This window comes from Rhizobium sp. 05L429, from assembly GCF_056397645.1.
In genome coordinates this window covers 68461-85438 of record NZ_JBFTNV010000005.1, presented here as the reverse complement: position 1 = coordinate 85438, position 16978 = coordinate 68461, and the positions used below count along the sequence as shown (strand labels likewise).

The 16978-nt window shown below is 60.8% G+C and carries 17 protein-coding genes and 1 tRNA gene; 10 read left to right on the top strand and 8 right to left on the bottom strand.

Annotation, left to right across the window (positions count from 1 at the left end; translation table 11 throughout):
- Positions 1-2 precede the first annotated feature (2 nt).
- Together AC1DNW_RS06645 and AC1DNW_RS06640 are read right to left on the bottom strand one after the other, a co-directional pair.
- Positions 3-79 (bottom strand) — tRNA-Arg (locus tag AC1DNW_RS06645).
- Between the two features lie 72 nt (positions 80-151).
- Positions 152-1315, bottom strand: a complete 1164-nt coding sequence (locus AC1DNW_RS06640) for a M20 aminoacylase family protein (protein ID WP_113308234.1) — start codon at positions 1313-1315, stop codon at positions 152-154.
- Positions 1316-1468: 153 nt separating this feature from the next.
- On the opposite strand from AC1DNW_RS06640, the gene AC1DNW_RS06635 reads away from it, so the two are divergent.
- Entirely contained in the window at positions 1469-2602 is a 1134-nt protein-coding gene (locus AC1DNW_RS06635) for a D-alanyl-D-alanine carboxypeptidase family protein (RefSeq protein WP_113299115.1), read from the top strand.
- 9 nt (positions 2603-2611) lie between these two features.
- Positions 2612-3739, top strand: a complete 1128-nt coding sequence (locus AC1DNW_RS06630; protein WP_113308233.1) for a CobW family GTP-binding protein — start codon at positions 2612-2614, stop codon at positions 3737-3739.
- Positions 3740-4133: 394 nt separating this feature from the next.
- Here AC1DNW_RS06630 and AC1DNW_RS06625 read toward each other — a convergent pair whose 3' ends face one another.
- The 5 genes from AC1DNW_RS06625 to AC1DNW_RS06605 all read right to left on the bottom strand — a co-directional run bounded on the left by AC1DNW_RS06625 (position 4134) and on the right by AC1DNW_RS06605 (position 7935).
- The gene (locus AC1DNW_RS06625) at positions 4134-4358 is read right to left on the bottom strand and encodes a sulfurtransferase TusA family protein (RefSeq protein WP_113308232.1); all 225 of its coding nucleotides are present in this window, start codon (positions 4356-4358) and stop codon (positions 4134-4136) included.
- 5 nt (positions 4359-4363) lie between these two features.
- Positions 4364-5590, bottom strand: a complete 1227-nt coding sequence (locus tag AC1DNW_RS06620) for a L,D-transpeptidase family protein (RefSeq protein ID WP_113299112.1) — start codon at positions 5588-5590, stop codon at positions 4364-4366.
- A 194-nt stretch (positions 5591-5784) separates the two neighbouring features.
- Entirely contained in the window at positions 5785-6738 is a 954-nt protein-coding gene (locus AC1DNW_RS06615; RefSeq protein WP_113299111.1) for an acetyl-CoA carboxylase carboxyltransferase subunit alpha, read from the bottom strand.
- A 62-nt stretch (positions 6739-6800) separates the two neighbouring features.
- Positions 6801-7754, bottom strand: a complete 954-nt coding sequence (gene xerD, locus AC1DNW_RS06610) for a site-specific tyrosine recombinase XerD (RefSeq protein ID WP_113308231.1) — start codon at positions 7752-7754, stop codon at positions 6801-6803.
- A 4-nt stretch (positions 7755-7758) separates the two neighbouring features.
- The gene (locus tag AC1DNW_RS06605; RefSeq protein WP_477833694.1) at positions 7759-7935 is read right to left on the bottom strand and encodes a hypothetical protein; all 177 of its coding nucleotides are present in this window, start codon (positions 7933-7935) and stop codon (positions 7759-7761) included.
- A 148-nt stretch (positions 7936-8083) separates the two neighbouring features.
- Between AC1DNW_RS06605 and AC1DNW_RS06600 the strand changes: the two genes are divergently transcribed.
- Genes AC1DNW_RS06600 through AC1DNW_RS06585 form a run of 4 tightly spaced genes read left to right on the top strand, consistent with a single transcriptional unit; the run spans position 8084 to position 11651 of the window.
- The gene (locus tag AC1DNW_RS06600) at positions 8084-8674 is read left to right on the top strand and encodes a shikimate kinase (protein ID WP_113299109.1); all 591 of its coding nucleotides are present in this window, start codon (positions 8084-8086) and stop codon (positions 8672-8674) included.
- Positions 8671-9801 carry a 3-dehydroquinate synthase gene (gene aroB / locus AC1DNW_RS06595; protein WP_113308230.1) on the top strand — a complete coding sequence of 377 codons (1131 nt, stop codon included), beginning with the start codon at positions 8671-8673 and terminating at the stop codon, positions 9799-9801. Before AC1DNW_RS06600 ends, aroB begins: the two co-directional genes overlap by 4 nt.
- Positions 9801-11111, top strand: a complete 1311-nt coding sequence (locus tag AC1DNW_RS06590; protein ID WP_477833690.1) for an HlyC/CorC family transporter — start codon at positions 9801-9803, stop codon at positions 11109-11111. Before aroB ends, AC1DNW_RS06590 begins: the two co-directional genes overlap by 1 nt.
- Before the next feature lie 60 nt (positions 11112-11171).
- The gene (locus AC1DNW_RS06585) at positions 11172-11651 is read left to right on the top strand and encodes a DUF2938 domain-containing protein (RefSeq protein ID WP_113308228.1); all 480 of its coding nucleotides are present in this window, start codon (positions 11172-11174) and stop codon (positions 11649-11651) included.
- Between the two features lie 54 nt (positions 11652-11705).
- Here the strand turns inward: AC1DNW_RS06585 and AC1DNW_RS06580 are convergent, their stop codons facing one another.
- On the bottom strand, positions 11706-11987 hold the full coding sequence (locus AC1DNW_RS06580) for a BolA family protein (protein ID WP_113308227.1): 282 nt from the start codon (positions 11985-11987) through the stop codon (positions 11706-11708).
- A 105-nt stretch (positions 11988-12092) separates the two neighbouring features.
- Here AC1DNW_RS06580 and AC1DNW_RS06575 point away from each other — a divergent pair, with 105 nt between their 5' ends.
- The 4 genes from AC1DNW_RS06575 (at position 12093) to AC1DNW_RS06560 (ending at position 16948) form a co-directional block, all read left to right on the top strand.
- The gene (locus AC1DNW_RS06575; RefSeq protein ID WP_113299105.1) at positions 12093-12713 is read left to right on the top strand and encodes a J domain-containing protein; all 621 of its coding nucleotides are present in this window, start codon (positions 12093-12095) and stop codon (positions 12711-12713) included.
- A 305-nt stretch (positions 12714-13018) separates the two neighbouring features.
- The gene (cobS, locus tag AC1DNW_RS06570; RefSeq protein ID WP_113299183.1) at positions 13019-14011 is read left to right on the top strand and encodes a cobaltochelatase subunit CobS; all 993 of its coding nucleotides are present in this window, start codon (positions 13019-13021) and stop codon (positions 14009-14011) included.
- 12 nt (positions 14012-14023) lie between these two features.
- Positions 14024-15925, top strand: coding sequence for a cobaltochelatase subunit CobT (cobT, locus tag AC1DNW_RS06565; RefSeq protein WP_113308226.1), 1902 nt, complete (start codon positions 14024-14026; stop codon positions 15923-15925).
- A 24-nt stretch (positions 15926-15949) separates the two neighbouring features.
- Positions 15950-16948 (top strand): esterase-like activity of phytase family protein, encoded by a 999-nt coding sequence (locus tag AC1DNW_RS06560; RefSeq protein ID WP_113299103.1) that lies wholly within the window; start codon positions 15950-15952, stop codon positions 16946-16948.
- Positions 16949-16978: the final 30 nt, after the last annotated feature.

Here is a 16978-nt window from a genome sequence, read left to right as displayed (position 1 = left end):
AATGGTGATCCCGACGCGATTCGAACGCGTGACCCCCAGATTAGGAATCTGGTGCTCTATCCTGCTGAGCTACGGGACCACTTGGATGCCATGCATACAAAAGGCTTGGCGTTAAGCCAAGCCTTTTTGCAGTCTCTCATGTCGTTTCGTCTCAGGCGCCGAGGCGCTGTTCGGCTAGGCGCACCCAGTAGGAAATTCCGTGGGCGATCGCCTCGTCGTTGAAGTCGTAGGCGGGGTTGTGCAGGCCGGCGGTGTCGCCGTTGCCGATGAAGATGAAGGCGCCGGGGCGGGCGTTCAGCATGTAAGAGAAATCCTCGCCGCCCATCATCGGGTCGACCTCGGGATTGACGTTGGCTTCGCCGGCAATATCGGTTGCGATGGCAACGGCGTGCTCCGTTTCATCCGCGTGGTTGAAGGTGACGGGGTAGTTGCGGTGGAAGTTGATGTCGGCTGTGGCGCCATGGGCAGCGCAGATGCCTTCCACGACTTCGCGCAGGCGCGCTTCCGCCTGGGCGCGCACCTCGTCATCAAGCGTGCGGATTGTGCCGGCGAAGGTCGCGTCATTAGGGATGACGTTGTGGGCGAAGCCGGCATTGAATTTCGTGACGGATACGACGACCGAACGCAGCGGATTGACACTGCGCGAGGCGATCAGCTGCAGGTTCGAAACGATCTGCGCGCCTATTGCGATCGGGTCGATCGTGCTGTGCGGCTGCGCCGCGTGGCCGCCGCGGCCCTTGATGGTGACGGTAAACTCGTCGGTCGCCGCCATGATGGAGCCTTTGCGGGTGGCGAACTGGCCGACGGGCAGGCCCGGCAGGTTGTGCATGCCGTAGACCTCTTCGATGCCGAAGCGCTCCATCATGCCGTCCTTGACCATCAGGTTGCCGCCGCCACCGCCTTCTTCGGCCGGCTGGAAGATCACGGCGACATTGCCGTTGAAGTTGCGGGTCTCTGCGAGATATTTCGCGGCACCGAGCAGCATGGCGGTGTGGCCGTCATGGCCGCAGGCGTGCATCTTGCCAGGTGTTTTCGAAGCCCAGGGCTTGCCGGTGATTTCGGTGAGCGGCAGGGCGTCCATATCGGCGCGCAGACCGACCGTGCGGGCGCCTTCGCCCTTACCCCTGATGAGCCCCACGACGCCGGTGCGGCCGATGCCGGTAACGATCTCGTCGACGCCAAATTCCTTAAGTTTTTCAGCAACGAAGGCAGCCGTGTTTTCGACTGCGAAGAGAAGTTCCGGCCGCGCATGGATGTGACGGCGCCACTCAGCAACTTCGTCCTGAAGTTCGGCGGCTCTATTCAGAATCGGCATTCTTGGCTTCCTGTGAATGAAATGCTGGGGCCTGTCTGAGCATCACAAGGGTGTGATGCCTTGGAAATAACTTAGTCAATGACCTTTGCCATGTCATAGCCATATAGGGTAAATAGGGGAAGGTTTCGAGATAATTCCCTGAAGGACGAGCACTTGTCGACGCGCCACGATCGTTTGTTCGCCGCTTTGCGGCCCTTTTCTTTTATAGCGACAGCAACAGCGGTTCTTGTCTCGTCCGTTACACTTGCTGAGGCCAATCCGCATATTCTGGTCGACGTGCAGACCGGTCGCGTACTGGAGCATGAGGAAGCCTTCCGCAAATGGTATCCGGCTTCGCTGACCAAGCTGATGACCGTCTATACGGTCTTCGATGCGATCCGCTCCGGCCAGATCAGCCTCGATACGCCCGTCGTCATGAGCAAGCGGGCCGCCGCCGAGCCGCCGGCCAAGATGGGCTTTAAACCGGGCCAGAAGTTCACGCTCGACAGCGCGCTCAAGATCCTGATGGTCAAGTCGGCCAATGACATTGCCGTTGCCGTTGCGGAGGCGGTCAGCGGCACGCAGGAAGCGTTCGTCGTCCGCATGAATGCAGAAGCGGTGAAACTTGGCATGTCGGATTCGCATTTCGTCAATCCGAACGGCCTGCCGGGCAAGGGACAGTACACGACGGCGCGCGATCTCGCGATCCTGTCGGTGGCGCTGCGCCGCGACTTCCCGCAATATGCCGGCTATTTCTCGCTGGAAGGCTTCACGAACGGCAAGCAGAACGTCCCGAACATCAATATGCTGATCGGCCGTTTTGCCGGCGCCGACGGCATGAAGACCGGCTTTATCTGTGCCTCGGGCTTCAACCAGATCGGTTCTGCGACGCGCAGCGGCCGGACGCTGGTGTCCGTCGTGCTCGGCACCGACAGCCTGGCGGCTCGCGCCGATGCTACCGCGAACCTTCTGCAAAAGGGCTTCACCTCGCAGTTTGCGGCAAATGATACGCTGGGCTCGCTGAAGCCTTACGGGCCCGGGCAGGACCAAGTGAACGACATCACGGCCGATATCTGCAGCGCCAAGGGCGCCAAGGTGCGCAGTGAAACGCGCGACGAGGTCGGCCGCATGAAGGTGCAGTCGCCCTATATCCATGAAATGGATCACGAGCCGCAATTCGTATTCGCCGGCCTCATTCCCGGGCAGGATCCGCAGCCGGTCGCGCAGAACGACAAGACCGCCAAGGGCGATGCTGTGGAAGCGCTCGCCAATGTTCCTGTTCCGCTCCCGCGGCCGAAATCCTTCTGAGGAAAAACCATGAGTACGCTTAGCGACAAGATCCCGGTCACGATCCTGACCGGCTTTCTCGGCGCCGGTAAATCGACGCTTCTGAACCGCATCCTCAAAGATCCCGCCATGAAGGATGCGGCCGTCATCATCAACGAATTCGGCGATGTCGGCATCGACCATCTGCTGGTCGAAAGCTCCGGCGATTCCATCATCGAGCTTTCCGACGGCTGCCTCTGCTGCACCGTGCGCGGGGAACTGGTCGACACCCTTGCAAACCTGATTGATGCGGTGCAGACGGGCCGCGTGAAGCCGGTCAAACGCGCGGTCATCGAGACGACCGGCCTTGCCGATCCGGCTCCTGTCATGCAGGCAATCATGGGCAATCCGATCATCGCGCAGAATTTCGAGCTCGACGGTGTCGTCACTGTCGTCGATGCCGTGAATGGTCTGCAGACGCTCGACAATCACGAGGAGGCGCGCAAGCAGGCGGCTGTTGCCGATCGGCTGATTGTCTCGAAAAAGAGCATAGAAGGCGATACGGATGCGCTGATGGCGCGTTTGCGCGGTCTCAATCCGTACGCGGCTTTCATGGATGCCGACAGCGATGAAGCCGGCTCGGCACGCGTGCTCGTGAACGGGCTTTACGACCCAGCGACGAAGATCGCCGATGTCCGCCGCTGGCTGCATGATGAGGATGAGCACGAGGGGCATCATCATGGCCACGATCACGATCATCATGGCCACGAGCATCAGGACCCGCACGACATCAATCGTCACGATGCGTCGATCCGTTCCTTCTCGATCATCGAGGAAAAGGCAATCGATCCGATGGCGCTCGAAATGTTCATCGATCTCCTGCGTTCGGCGCACGGAGAGAAGCTTCTGCGCATGAAGGCGATCATCGCCACATCAGACCGGCCGGAGCGCCCGCTGGTGCTGCACGGCGTCCAGAGCATCTTCCATCCGCCGGTGCGGCTTGCCGCCTGGCCGGACCCTGAGGATCGGCGCACGCGCATGGTGCTGATCACCAAGGATCTGCCTGAGGCTTTCGTGAAAGATCTCTTCGATGCCTTCCTCGGCAAGCCGCGCATTGATACACCGGATCGCGCCGCGCTCAGTGACAATCCGCTCGCCATTCCGGGCATGCGGATCTGAAAGATCGCGACGCGCTTTGAAGCGTTGCGTCGGCCCGGATCATCAAGAACCGCGCGATTGGATCGCGGAGGGGGCCGGAGGGAGCATTTCCAAGACTCTCCGCAAGCGTCGTGCGTACCGCCTGTATCAATGCCGGCATAAGTGGCTTCCGGCATGTTTGAGCAAATCGCTCCTCCGCCCCCTCCACTTGTTTAAATGCATATATTTCAATTGGTTGAACCGGAGGGTGCGGCACCCTCCATTGAAGGTTCGCCCCCTCCACCGAGAGCACCGAGCGCCCGTTCGGACGCATAAGGGACACTCTCTCTTCCTGAATCTGGGCATTTTGCGGAGGGGGCTCCCTCCGGAGGGGGCTCGATGCGAAGGGGGCACCCTCCACTTCAATAGGGCTGTTCTAGCCCTTACGGATCAGGAAGCGGTGGCCGCGTTCGGTCTTTTCTGTGCTGACGAGCTCGTGGCCGTCTTCATTGCAGAAATGCGGGATATCGATGACGGCAAGCGGATCGCTGGTATCGACGAGGATCAGCGCGCCGCTCGGCATGGCCGTCAGCTTCTTGCGTGTCTTGATGACCGGAAGCGGGCATTTCAGCCCGCGCAGATCGTAGAGAATGGCGTCCAAGCCAATCAGTTCCTGGCCCAGAACTTCCAGAACGGCTTCTTGGTAGCGTCGGCGGTTTCCTGCGGCGCGGGCTCGGGCGCGGCATAGGCCAGCGGGTTCTGCATCGGTACCGGGATGTTTGCCGGCAGTGCTGCGGCAACGGTCGTGGCCTGAGCCTGCGTCGTCGGCGTAGCGGCAGCTGCGGTCTTTGCAGCCACGCTCTTTGCGGCCTGATTGGCCATCATGTCTTCGAGTTCGGCAACCTTGACCATGCGGCCGGCCTCAAGCGACGTGCCGGTCGGCGCATATGCGAGTTCGCGGCCCTTGCGCTGCTTGGCGACCACAGCCTTGCGTTCGGCTTCCGTCGGGTCGTACCAGGCAAGCCCGTCGTATTTCTTCAGCGCCGTCTGATAATCGGCATCATACGTCTTGCCGTAGGAGGCGAGCGCCGCCGTCAGCGCCGGCGGCGTAGACATGGCCGGGCAGGCGCCGGCCGGATTGAAGCTGCCGCCGCTCGTGGCCTGCTGGTTGAAGACGTATTTCTTCTCGCAGACATTCACTTCCGGCGGGCGCTTGGTGACTTCGAAATTGTCGTAGCCGACCTTCAGCATCTTCCAGAAATCGTAATTCGTATCGAGGCGGTGCTTGACCATGTTCTCGGCGGTCATGCGGAATGGGAAGGCCTGAAGCTGCACGCTGTCCTGGCCGCCCTTGAAGGCGTCACGGGCAAAGGCGTAGATTTCCAGAACCTGCTGGTCGGTCATGGAGTAGCAGCCTGACGACGAGCAGGCGCCATGGATCATCAGATCGCTGCCGGAGCGGCCGTTGACGGCATCATACCGGTTCGGGAAACCGGTGTTGATGGCGAGATAATATTTGGAATTGGGGTTCAGGTTGGCGCGGCTCAGGTTGTAGAAACCTTCCGGCGCCTGCCGGTCGCCGGTCTTGACCTTCGGGCCGAGCTTGCCAGACCAGGCGCAGATCTTGTAGCCGGCGATCTTCTCAAACCGATTGTCCGTCTTCGCCTTCCAGACTTCCAGCGCACCTTCTTCCTTGAAGATGCGGATCATGATCGGCGAGTTGCGATCCATGCCCTTGGCCGACATGTCTGCAAGGATACGGGCGGGAAGCGGCTGCTCCACCTTGTTCTTGACGGTCGAAAGGTCGACGCCCTGGGCCGATTCCAATGCGTCATTGCAGCCGGTCAGAGCCAGCGCCATAAGCGAAACATAGGCAAGATGACGTATGCGCATTCAATCAGCCCATCAATAATGCGACCCAACCCGCTTACGGAAACCGGGCTCAGCGCGGAATCATAGGCGGCTTATACTTGATAAATCCTTACCAGCCTATGACTTGCGCGGACGTGTCCTGCAAGCGCTGATGTTACAGATAACATTATTGTGGCCAAGGTTTGGCCTCAATCGGCTGGAACGGCCTGTGGATTTTACAGATTGCGGCCCATGGCAAGGAACTTCTGGCGGCGATCGTTGCGCAGCTGCTCGCCCGAGCGGGAGGCCATTTCGCCTAGTGCATTGGCGATGACGTCGCCCGTTGCGGCGATAACGCTGTCGGGATCGCGATGCGCACCGCCGAGCGGCTCGGGGATGATGCCGTCGATGACGCCGAGCGACTTCAGGTCCTCGGCGGTGATCTTCATGTTGGTCGCAGCTTCCTTGGCGCGGGTGGAGTCACGCCAGAGGATGGAGGCTGCACCTTCCGGCGAGATGACGCTGTAGATCGAATGCTCGAGCATGTAGACGCGATTGCCGGTGGCAATCGCGATCGCGCCGCCCGAGCCGCCTTCGCCGATGACGATCGAGATCAACGGCACCTTCACGCCGAGACACATTTCCGTCGAACGGGCGATGGCTTCTGCCTGACCGCGTTCTTCGGCGCCGACACCCGGATAGGCGCCTGCGGTATCGACAAGGGTGATGACCGGAAGCTGGAAGCGGTCGGCCATTTCGAGGATGCGGATCGCTTTGCGGTAACCTTCGGGACGGGCGCTGCCGAAATTGTGCTTCAGGCGGCTCTTGGTGTCGTTGCCCTTTTCCTGGCCGATGACGGCGACCGGCTGGCCGCGGAAGCGGGCAAGGCCAGCCTGGATGGCGGCATCCTCGGAAAACTTGCGGTCGCCGGCAAGCGGCGTGAATTCCTGAAAGAGGGTCTTGGCATAGTCGACGAAATGCGGACGCTGCGGGTGGCGCGCGACCTGCGTCTTCTGCCAGGCGTTCAGCTTCGAATAGATCTCGACGATTGCCTCGCGGACGCGGACTTCGAGCCTGCCGACTTCGTCGGATGTGTCGATGCTTTCGTCTTCCGTCGCCAGCTTCTTAAGCTCGATGATCTTACCTTCGAGGTCGGAGATCGGCTTTTCGAAGTCGAGATAGTTGTGCATGAGGTGCGTTTCCGTTCCTTGTGCGCGGGGCAGTTTCCTGGTTCCGCCCCTTGTCGCCGGTCCTATTCGTGCTTTTTCGCCTGTTTTGCAAGGGGGTGGTGCGTATGGACGAGTTGCTGGAGCCGTTCTTCCAGAACATGCGTATAGATTTGTGTCGTCGAAATGTCTGAATGGCCGAGGAGTTCCTGCACCACGCGCAGGTCGGCGCCATTGGCCAGAAGATGGCTGGCGAAGGCATGCCGCATGACGTGCGGCGAAATCATCGATGGTGTGAGGCCGGCTCGGATTGCCAGATTCTTGAGATCGCGGGCGAAGACCTGTCGCGGCAGGTATCCCTCTTTCGAGGCGGCCGGAAAGAGCCAGGGGCTCTCCTGCGGCTGTTTTGATGCGGCGTTTTCAGACGCCAGCATGCGGCCGTAGGATTTCAGAGCGGCAATGGCCGATTGCGAAAGCGGTACCAGCCGCTCCTTGTTGCCCTTACCGCGGATCATCAGGAAGCGGCCCTCCTGATCGAGAACGCGGGCGGGCAGCGAGACGAGTTCGCTGACACGCATGCCGGTGGCGTAGAGAAGTTCCAGGAGCGCCAGCATGCGCAGACGATGAAGCTGGCCGGGGTTGAGGTCGGCGGCCTCGGCTTCTGCCTGGGTCAGCAGCTTTGTCACTTCCTCGACGCCCATTGTTTTCGGCAAGGGGCGGCCCTTCTTTGGGGCGTCGAGAATACCGGTCGGATCGTCGGTGCGCAGGCCCTCGGCATAGAGGAATTTATAGAACTGGCGCATGGCGGCAAGCCGGCGGGCCTGCGAGGAGGGCTTGAAGCCCCGCGCGGACAGCGAGGCGAGATAGGCGCCAAGATCGCCCGATGCTGCCTCCGTCAGACGGATGCTGCGGCCGTGCAGGAAAGAGCGCAGGTCGTCGAGATCGTGCTCGTAAGACTGCAGCGTATTGACCGCGGCACCGCGCTCGGCACTCATCATTTCAAGAAATGATTCTACATGGACGCGGCCGAGATCCTTCATCGCGTCACTTCTTCGTGGTGTTGATCGTGCCCGTCGAGGGCGGGTTCACCCGCTCGGAGGGGATGCGGATCGTCACGTCTCGCTGCTGCGGCTCGACGAAGGTGGCGAGCGCCCACATCGCTCCATAGATCAGTCCGGCGATGACCGCCAGAACGGACAGGAAACGGATCAGGCTCGGCATCCGGCTACTCCCTAGAACTCTGCCTCTGTTATAAGAAGCGTGTTTGCAAGTGCAAGAAGCGGCAGTGAGACCATGATTCCCTTGCCCGCGACTTGACGCTACACCCGCATTTGTCGATACCGTTTGCAAACAAAGTGTGAATGGACCGATGAGTGAGCCCCCAGTTTCCGTTGCAGACAGTCTGAAAGACAGAGCTCGCGCCGCGCTCGGTTCACGCAATCTCATCCTTGTCGGCCTCATGGGCGCCGGAAAATCTTCCGTCGGCCGCCTTGTCGCGCAGCAGCTCGGCATCCCTTTCGTCGATAGCGATATCGAGATCGAGCGCGTTTCGCGGATGACGATCACGGAGCTTTTTGCTGCCTATGGAGAAGAAGAGTTCCGGGCGCTCGAAACGCGGGTGATGAAGCGCCTGCTGAAGGGCGGCCCGCGCGTCGTCTCCACCGGCGGCGGCGCTTTCATCAACGACCGCACCCGCAGGCATATCAAGAAGGGCGGCCTCTCGGTCTGGCTCAAGGCCGATCTCGACGTGCTCTGGGACCGGGTCAACAAGCGCGATACACGTCCGTTGCTGAAGTCCGAAAACCCGAAGCAGACGCTCGAAAATCTGATGAATGCCCGATACCCCGTTTATGCCGAGGCCGATCTCACGGTGCTTTCGCGCGACGTGCGAAAGGAAGTCATGGCCGATGAAGTGCTGAGAGCCATGGTCGAGGCCCAGAAAGAAAGCGCATTATCATGAACGCGATCACTCCCGCTTCCGCCGTCCGCAAGGTCCATGTGCCGCTTGGCGAGCGGGCCTATGATATCCTGATCGGGCCGGGCCTGATCGCCAGCGCCGGCGGCGAGATCGCTTCGCGGCTCAAGGGCCGTAAGGCGGCCATCATCACCGACGAACATGTGGCGCAGCTTTATCTCGATGCATTGAAGGCAAGCCTGGATGCCGCGGGCATCGCCTCGGCAGAGGTTGTCTTGCCGGCCGGCGAGAAGACCAAGAGTTTTGAACATCTGATCAATGTCTGCGACAAGGTTCTCGAGGCCCGCGTCGAACGCAATGATTATGTCATCGCCCTCGGCGGTGGCGTCATCGGCGACCTCTCGGGTTTTGCGGCCGGCATCATCAGGCGCGGGGTGCGCTTCGTGCAGGTGCCGACCTCGCTGCTCGCCCAGGTGGATTCCTCCGTCGGCGGCAAGACCGGCATCAACAGCCGCCACGGCAAGAACCTCATCGGCGTTTTCCATCAGCCGGATCTCGTGCTCGCCGATACGGATGTTTTGAATTCTCTGAGCAAGCGCGAATTTCGCGCCGGCTATGCCGAAGTCGCGAAATACGGACTGATCGACAAGCCGGATTTCTTCGCCTGGCTGGAGAACAACTGGCAGGCGGTCTTTGCAGGTGGTTCGGCCCGCATCGAAGCGATTGCAATTAGCTGTCAGGCCAAGGCGGATGTCGTCGTCGCCGACGAGCGGGAAAACGGCCAGCGGGCGCTGCTCAATCTCGGCCATACGTTCGGCCATGCGCTGGAGGCTGCGACCGCCTATGACAGCAGCCGTCTGGTCCATGGCGAAGGCGTTTCGATCGGCATGGTGCTGGCGCATGAATTTTCGGCGCGCATGAACCTTGCAAGCCCCGATGACGCCCGCCGTGTCGAGGCGCATCTGAGGGCGGTCGGCCTGCCGACCCGTGTGTCGGAAATTCCGGGCACTCTGCCGCCGGCGGAGGTGCTGATGGATGCGATCGCGCAGGACAAGAAGGTCAAGGGCGGCAAGCTCACCTTCATTCTGACGCGCGGCATCGGCCAGTCCTTCGTCGCGGACAACGTGCCGGCTTCCGAAGTGATCAGCTTTCTCAAGGAAAAGCATCCCTGATGACAGTCGAAGGCACTCTGGCGTTTTTATCGGTCTACTGGCCGGAGATCGTTTCGATCGTGGCCCTAGTGCTGATGTCTGCCTTCTTTTCGGGGTCCGAAACCGCGCTGACCGCTGTTTCGAGAAGCCGCATCCATACGCTGGAAGCCAATGGCGACGAACGCGCCGGTCTTGTGCGAATCCTCATCGAGCGCCGCGACCGGCTGATCGGTGCGCTGCTGATCGGCAACAATCTCGCCAACATTCTCTCCTCGTCGCTGGCGACAAGCATATTTCTGGGGATCTTCGGCAATTCCGGTGTGGCGCTGGCAACACTTGCCATGACCATCATCCTCGTCATCTTCGCGGAGGTTCTGCCGAAGAGCTGGGCGATCTCCACGCCTGAGCGTTTTGCGCTCAATGTTGCAATACCGACCCGCCTCTTCGTCGCCGTTGTCGGACCGCTTTCCTCCTTCATCAACGCAATCGTACGCCAGATCCTCGGTCTCTTCGGCATCACCCTGTCGCGCGAAGTCTCGATGCTGTCGGCTCATGAGGAACTGCGCGGTGCCGTCGACCTGTTGCATCGCGAAGGCTCGGTGGTGAAGGCCGACCGCGACCGCCTCGGCGGCGTGCTCGATCTCGGCGAGCTCGAGCTTTCCGACATCATGGTTCACCGTACGGCGATGCGGGCGATTAACGCCGACGATCCGCCGGAATCCGTGGTCCGGGCCATCCTCGAAAGCCCTTACACGCGCATGCCGCTCTGGCGCGGTACGATCGACAACATCATCGGCGTCGTACATGCCAAGGACCTGCTGCGGGCGCTCGCCGAACCGAACATGGAAGCGCAGCAGCTCGACATCGTGAAGATCGCCCAGAAGCCCTGGTTCGTGCCCGACAGCACCAATCTCGAAGATCAGCTCAATGCCTTCCTGCGCCGCAAGCAGCATTTCGCCGTCGTCGTCGATGAATATGGCGAGGTGCAGGGCATCGTGACGCTGGAGGACATTCTGGAGGAGATCGTCGGCGATATCTCCGACGAGCACGATATCGACATGCAAGGTGTGAGGCAGGAGGCCGATGGCTCCATCGTCGTCGATGGCGGCGTGCCGATCCGCGATCTCAACCGCGCACTCGATTGGAACCTGCCCGACGAGGAGGCGACGACGATCGCCGGCCTCGTCATCCATGAATCAATGACCATTCCCGAAGAGCGGCAGGCCTTTACCTTCCACGGCAAGCGCTTCGTCGTCATGAAGCGGGAAAAGAACCGCATCACCAAGCTGCGCATCCGCCCCGCCGGGGAAGACGAGACGAAACCCGCCTGATTATGATCTCCATTGCCGGCATGGAAGTTCCAGATGCCGGCTCATTCCACAGGATCTGACATGTTCGACATCATTTGGCGATCCGTCGCCATCGGCATCGGGGCGACCGTCCTGATGGATATTTGGGCAATCCTGCTCGCAAAGCTCGGTGTGACGTCGTCGCCGAACTGGGCGCCTGCCGGCCGCTGGTTCTGGCATCTCGGCAAGGGCAAGGTCTTTCACGACGATATCGGTGATGCCGCGCCCTATGCCAACGAGCTGGCGCTCGGCTGGATCGGCCACTATGCGGTCGGCATTCTCTACGGCATCCTGCTGGCGATCTTCGTCGGCCCGGCCTGGTTTGCCGCACCAACCTTCCTGCCGGCCTGGATCCTCGGCATCGTCACGGTCGGCGCAGGCTGGTTTCTGATGCAGCCGGGTCTCGGCCTTGGCTGGGCGGCTTCTAAGACGCCGAATCCCACGAAGGTGCGGGTGCTGAACCTGCTCGCCCACACCGTCTTCGGTTTCGGGCTCTACGCCACGGCGCTGATCATCCGCTAAGAGCAATTCCAGCAAAAGTCTGCAGCGGCTTTGCGTCTGGAAATGCTTTAAGAGTTACCAGCGCGTCGGTTCGCCCGGTGCTGCCGGCTCGACGGCCAGCGCATGAAGCCCTGCGTCCAGCTCGGGCTTCAATAGGTCGGTGATCGCCCTGTGGCGCTGCAGCCGAGACATGCCGGCGAATTTTGCAGAAACGATGCGAACGCGCATATGTGTCTCGCCGGTGCCCGTGATGTCCGGCTGGTGGCCGACATGCAGATGGCTCTCGTTGATGACGAAGAGGCGTTCGGGTGCAAAGGTCGCCTTGAGCTTCTCTTCGATGCTGGTCTGGAGTGTCATCACCGGGTCTTCTGAGTTCGCGAAAAAGGTTCCCACCAAGCCAGCAACATTCCCGTTTGTCAATTCTTGTTGTCATCAGTCAGCAGCCCCATAATTAGCGCCGTCATGAGACTTGATTCCAAATATTTCGATCGCATCCGAACGCGCCGCAGACGAGAGCAGGAGCCCGAGCAGGCGCCTCCAAGCTGCCAGTGGGACGGCTGCGACAAAAAAGGCACGCATCGCGCTCCTGTGGGACGCAATGCGGAAGGTCAATTCTTCTTGTTCTGCTTCGAGCACGTCAAGGACTACAACAAGGGCTACAATTATTTCTCCGGCCTGTCGGACGGTGAGATCGCGCGCTACCAGAAGGAGGCGATCACCGGCCATCGCCCCACCTGGACCGTTGGCGTCAACAAGGATGCCAAGAACAGCCCGCTGCATGCCGAGGTTCGCTCCGGCGCCTATTCGCGTGTGCGTGATCCGTTCGGCTTCGTGAAGGAAAGTGGCGGCAAGGGCAGCGGCCCGCGTTTCCCGCAGGCCCGCAAGCTGAAATCGCTGGAAGCCAAGGCTTTCGATACGATGGGACTTGCCGCGAACGCCACCTCCGCAGAGATCAAGAGCAGGTACAAGGAACTGGTCAAGAAGCATCACCCCGATGCGAATGGCGGCGACCGCGGCTCGGAAGAGCGTTTCCGTGCCGTCATCCAGGCCTATCAATTATTGAAGCAGAACGGTTTTTGTTAGTTCCCGTCCTTGCTCTTAAGCTTCAATCGGGTATGGTCCACATCGGCTGAGGCCGCAGGCAATCGCGGCATATATTTGTGCGTTTTCCCGACATCGCCTCTGCCGACCTTCCGGACGCGGCATTTCTTGTCCGGGACTCTTTCTAGAATGCTCGCCAGCGGTCATCATCCCGCCGAGGTTTCGTTTCAGTCCCGGAGAAGTATCGCCGACGTTCCCACCTGACAGGCGCGGAATATCGCGGCGTCATGGTTGCGAAATGGCTTGAGACAGTATGGCCGGGTGCCATCACCCGCCTTGGAGACATGATGAGCAAGATCGAACTTGATATTTCCGAACTGCCCGATACCACCGTTTCGGTCCGCGAGGCCTTCGGCATCGATTCCGACATCCGCGTTCCCGCCTACAGCAAGGGCGACGCCTATGTGCCGGATCTCGACACCGACTATCTCTTCGACCGCGAGACGACGCTCGCGATCCTCGCCGGCTTCGCCCATAACCGACGCGTGATGATCTCCGGCTACCACGGCACGGGCAAGTCTTCCCATATCGAGCAGGTCGCCGCCCGCCTCAACTGGCCTTGCGTGCGCATCAACCTCGACAGCCATGTCAGCCGTATCGATCTCGTCGGCAAGGATGCGATCGTCGTCAAGGACGGCCTGCAGGTCACCGAATTCAAGGACGGCATCCTGCCCTGGGCCTATCAGCACAATGTCGCGCTCGTCTTCGACGAATATGATGCCGGCCGCCCGGACGTGATGTTCGTCATTCAGCGCGTGCTGGAATCTTCCGGCCGCCTGACGTTGCTCGACCAGAGCCGCGTCATCCGTCCTCACCCGGCCTTCCGCCTGTTTGCGACCGCCAACACCATCGGTCTCGGCGATACGACAGGCCTCTATCACGGCACGCAGCAGATCAACCAGGCGCAGATGGACCGTTGGTCGATCGTCTCGACGCTGAACTATCTGCCGCATGACCATGAAGTGAATATCGTCGCTGCCAAGGTGAAGAGCTTCGGCAAGGACAAGGAAGGCCGTGATACGGTTTCCAAGATGGTCCGCGTTGCCGATCTCACGCGCGCTTCCTTCATGAACGGCGATCTTTCCACCGTCATGAGCCCGCGTACTGTCATCACCTGGGCCGAGAATGCCGAGATCTTCGGTGATCTCGCCTTCGCCTTCCGAGTGACCTTCCTCAACAAGTGCGACGAGCTTGAGCGTCCGCTGGTGGCCGAGCACTATCAGCGCGCCTTTGGTGTGGAGCTGAAGGAAAGCGCTGCCAACATCGTGCTGGGGGCATAAGGCCAGTCGATCATGGCATCTCGTGGTGACAATTCGAAAGCAAAGCCCGGCGCGCCTGTCGATGTCGAGCCGTTGCGGCGTGCGATAACCGGTTGCGTACGCGCAATCGCCGGCGACGATCAGGTCGAGGTGGCTTTCGCCAATGAACGCCCCGGCATGACGGGCGAACGCATCCGCCTGCCGGAGCTTTCCAAGCGTCCGACAGCGCATGAGCTGGCGGTTACGCGCGGCCTTGGCGATTCCATGGCGCTGCGCATCGCCTGTCACGACGAGAAGGTGCATTCGACCATGGCGCCGCAGGGCTCCGACGCGCGGATCATCTTCGACGCCGTCGAGCAGGCGCGCGTCGAATCGATCGGTTCGCTGCGCATGGAGGGCATGGCCGCAAACCTGCGCTCCATGACGGAAGAGAAATATGCCAAGGCAAATTTCACCGGCATCGAACGGCAGGAAGATGCGCCGATCGGCGAAGCCGTCGCCATGATGGTGCGCGAGAAGCTTACCGGCCAGAAGGCGCCTGCTTCGGCCGGTAAGGTGCTTGATCTCTGGCGTTCCTTTATCCAGGAAAAGGCCGGCAGCGAGCTCGACAATCTCTCCGGCGTCATCAACGACCAGCAGGCCTTCTCGAAGGTCATCCGCAATATGCTGTCGGCCATGGAAATGGCCGAGGAATATGGCGATGACGACAGCGATCCGGACTCCGACGATCAGTCCAACGAGGATGATCAGCCGACGGGCGACGAGCAGAACGAGGATGAGGTCGACGAGGACGCCGGCAGCGATGCCGCGCCCGTCGAAGACAGCGAAGTCTCCGACGAGCAGATGGAGGACGGCGAAACTGAAGGCGCCGAAATCTCCGACGACGACATGATGGAAGAAGGCGAGGACGATTCCGAGACGCCGGGTGAGACCCGCCGTCCGAACACGCCCTTTGCCGATTTCAACGAAAAGGTCGATTACCACATCTATACGGAAGAGTTCGACGAAATCATCAAGGCCGAGGAGCTGTGTGATGCCGCCGAACTGGAGCGACTGCGCGCCTTCCTCGACAAACAGCTGGCCCATCTCCAGGGCGCAGTCGGGCGGCTTGCGAACCGCCTGCAGCGCAAGCTGATGGCACAGCAGAACCGCTCCTGGGATTTCGATCTCGAGGAAGGGTATCTGGACTCGGCCCGCTTGCAGCGCATCATCATCGATCCGACGCAGGCGCTCTCCTTCAAGATGGAGCGCGACACGCAGTTCCGCGATACGGTTGTGACGCTTCTGATCGACAATTCCGGTTCCATGCGAGGCCGGCCGATCACGGTTGCCGCCACCTGCGCCGATATTCTGGCGCGCACGCTGGAGCGTTGCGGCGTCAAGGTCGAGATTCTCGGCTTCACGACCAAGGCCTGGAAGGGCGGGCAGGCGCGTGAAAGCTGGCTGGCCAATGGCAAGCCGCAGACGCCGGGCCGTCTCAACGACCTGCGACACATCATCTATAAGTCGGCCGATGCTCCCTGGCGACGCGTACGGCCCAATCTCGGCCTGATGATGCGCGAGGGGCTGCTGAAGGAAAATATCGACGGCGAGGCGCTGATCTGGGCGCATAACCGCCTGCTCGCACGTCGCGAGCAGCGCCGCATCCTGATGATGATTTCGGATGGTGCGCCGGTGGACGATTCCACGCTGTCGGTCAATCCAGGTAATTATCTGGAACGGCATCTGCGTGCGGTAATCGAGCAGATTGAGACGCGCTCGCCCGTCGAGCTTCTCGCAATCGGCATCGGTCATGACGTGACGCGTTACTATCGCCGTGCCGTGACGATCGTCGATGCGGACGAGCTTGCCGGCGCCATGACCGAGCAGCTTGCAGAACTGTTCGAGGATCACGCCGCCCAGCCGCGCGGTGGTCGCCTGCGCCGCGCCGGCTGATGCGATCTCGGGGAAACACTCCGCATGGCGTTTGAAAATCTGTCTCGCGCGGCTCTGGTCGTCCTTGCCCTCGCGACGGGGTTGTCCGGCGCTTATGCGGGCGAGCCTGCGAAGATCATCAGCCGCAAGATTTCTGATTTCCATATCGGTCGCGACGAAACCCGCTTCGGCCCTTTGGAATTTATCGGCGGGCTGGAGATGGTGTCGAGCAATTCCCTCTTCGGCTCCCTTTCCTCCATCCGCATGCGTCCTGACGGCAAGAGTTTCGTCGGCGTTCTCGATACCGGGCACTGGCTGACCGGCAGCATCGAACGCGATGCCAAGGGCAGGCTTTCGGGCCTTTCCGGCGTCGAGATCACGGCGATGAGGAATCGCGTCGGCCGGACCTATGAGGGCAAGGGGCCTATGGATGCCGAAGGCCTCGCACTGGATGGCGACCGGATTCTTGTTTCCTTCGAGCAGGACCATCGCGTCGACATCTATCCGGACCCCGGCTTTCTCGACTCGCGATCCTTATCGACGGTCGGGATCCTCATTCCCCGGGACGAGATGCGGGCAAACCGTGGCATTGAAACCGTTGTCGTAGCCTCCGCCTCGAGCCCATTGAAAGGCGCGCCCGTGATTGTGACGGAGCGAAGCCTCGACGAGGATGGCAACCGGCTTGCGGCTATTCTGGACGGGCCGCTAAAGGGGCAGTTCGCGGTCGAGAAGGATGGCAGCTTCGATGTGACCGACGGTGCCTTCCTGCCGGGCGGAGACCTGCTTCTGTTGGAGCGGCGCTTCAATATGGCCGAAGGTATCGGCATGCGCATTCGCCGCATCAAGGGAGCAGATATCAAGCCCGGCGCCATCGTGAACGGTGAGCTGCTCGTCGAGGGTAACTTCAATTACAATATCGACAATATGGAAGGGATCGATACCTTCCAGGCCGCCGATGGCACGACGCATGTCATCCTGGTGTCTGACGACAATCACTCCATCCTGCAGAGAAATCTGATGCTGGAGTTCCGACTGGTCGATTGAGCGGCCGTCGAACGGCTGTCATAACTCTGC

Coding starts and splice junctions, on each gene's coding strand:
- AC1DNW_RS06575 (WP_113299105.1), top strand. CDS start 12,093: ATGAGACTTGATTCCAAATATTTCGATCGCATCCGAACGCGCCGCAGA.
- AC1DNW_RS06580 (WP_113308227.1), bottom strand. CDS start 11,987: ATGACACTCCAGACCAGCATCGAAGAGAAGCTCAAGGCGACCTTTGCA.
- AC1DNW_RS06615 (WP_113299111.1), bottom strand. CDS start 6,738: ATGCACAACTATCTCGACTTCGAAAAGCCGATCTCCGACCTCGAAGGT.
- cobT (WP_113308226.1), top strand. CDS start 14,024: ATGGCATCTCGTGGTGACAATTCGAAAGCAAAGCCCGGCGCGCCTGTC.
- cobS (WP_113299183.1), top strand. CDS start 13,019: ATGAGCAAGATCGAACTTGATATTTCCGAACTGCCCGATACCACCGTT.
- AC1DNW_RS06585 (WP_113308228.1), top strand. CDS start 11,172: ATGTTCGACATCATTTGGCGATCCGTCGCCATCGGCATCGGGGCGACC.
- AC1DNW_RS06640 (WP_113308234.1), bottom strand. CDS start 1,315: ATGCCGATTCTGAATAGAGCCGCCGAACTTCAGGACGAAGTTGCTGAG.
- AC1DNW_RS06560 (WP_113299103.1), top strand. CDS start 15,950: ATGGCGTTTGAAAATCTGTCTCGCGCGGCTCTGGTCGTCCTTGCCCTC.
- xerD (WP_113308231.1), bottom strand. CDS start 7,754: ATGAAGGATCTCGGCCGCGTCCATGTAGAATCATTTCTTGAAATGATG.
- AC1DNW_RS06590 (WP_477833690.1), top strand. CDS start 9,801: ATGACAGTCGAAGGCACTCTGGCGTTTTTATCGGTCTACTGGCCGGAG.
- AC1DNW_RS06600 (WP_113299109.1), top strand. CDS start 8,084: ATGAGTGAGCCCCCAGTTTCCGTTGCAGACAGTCTGAAAGACAGAGCT.
- aroB (WP_113308230.1), top strand. CDS start 8,671: ATGAACGCGATCACTCCCGCTTCCGCCGTCCGCAAGGTCCATGTGCCG.
- AC1DNW_RS06605 (WP_477833694.1), bottom strand. CDS start 7,935: ATGCCGAGCCTGATCCGTTTCCTGTCCGTTCTGGCGGTCATCGCCGGA.
- AC1DNW_RS06630 (WP_113308233.1), top strand. CDS start 2,612: ATGAGTACGCTTAGCGACAAGATCCCGGTCACGATCCTGACCGGCTTT.
- AC1DNW_RS06620 (WP_113299112.1), bottom strand. CDS start 5,590: ATGCGCATACGTCATCTTGCCTATGTTTCGCTTATGGCGCTGGCTCTG.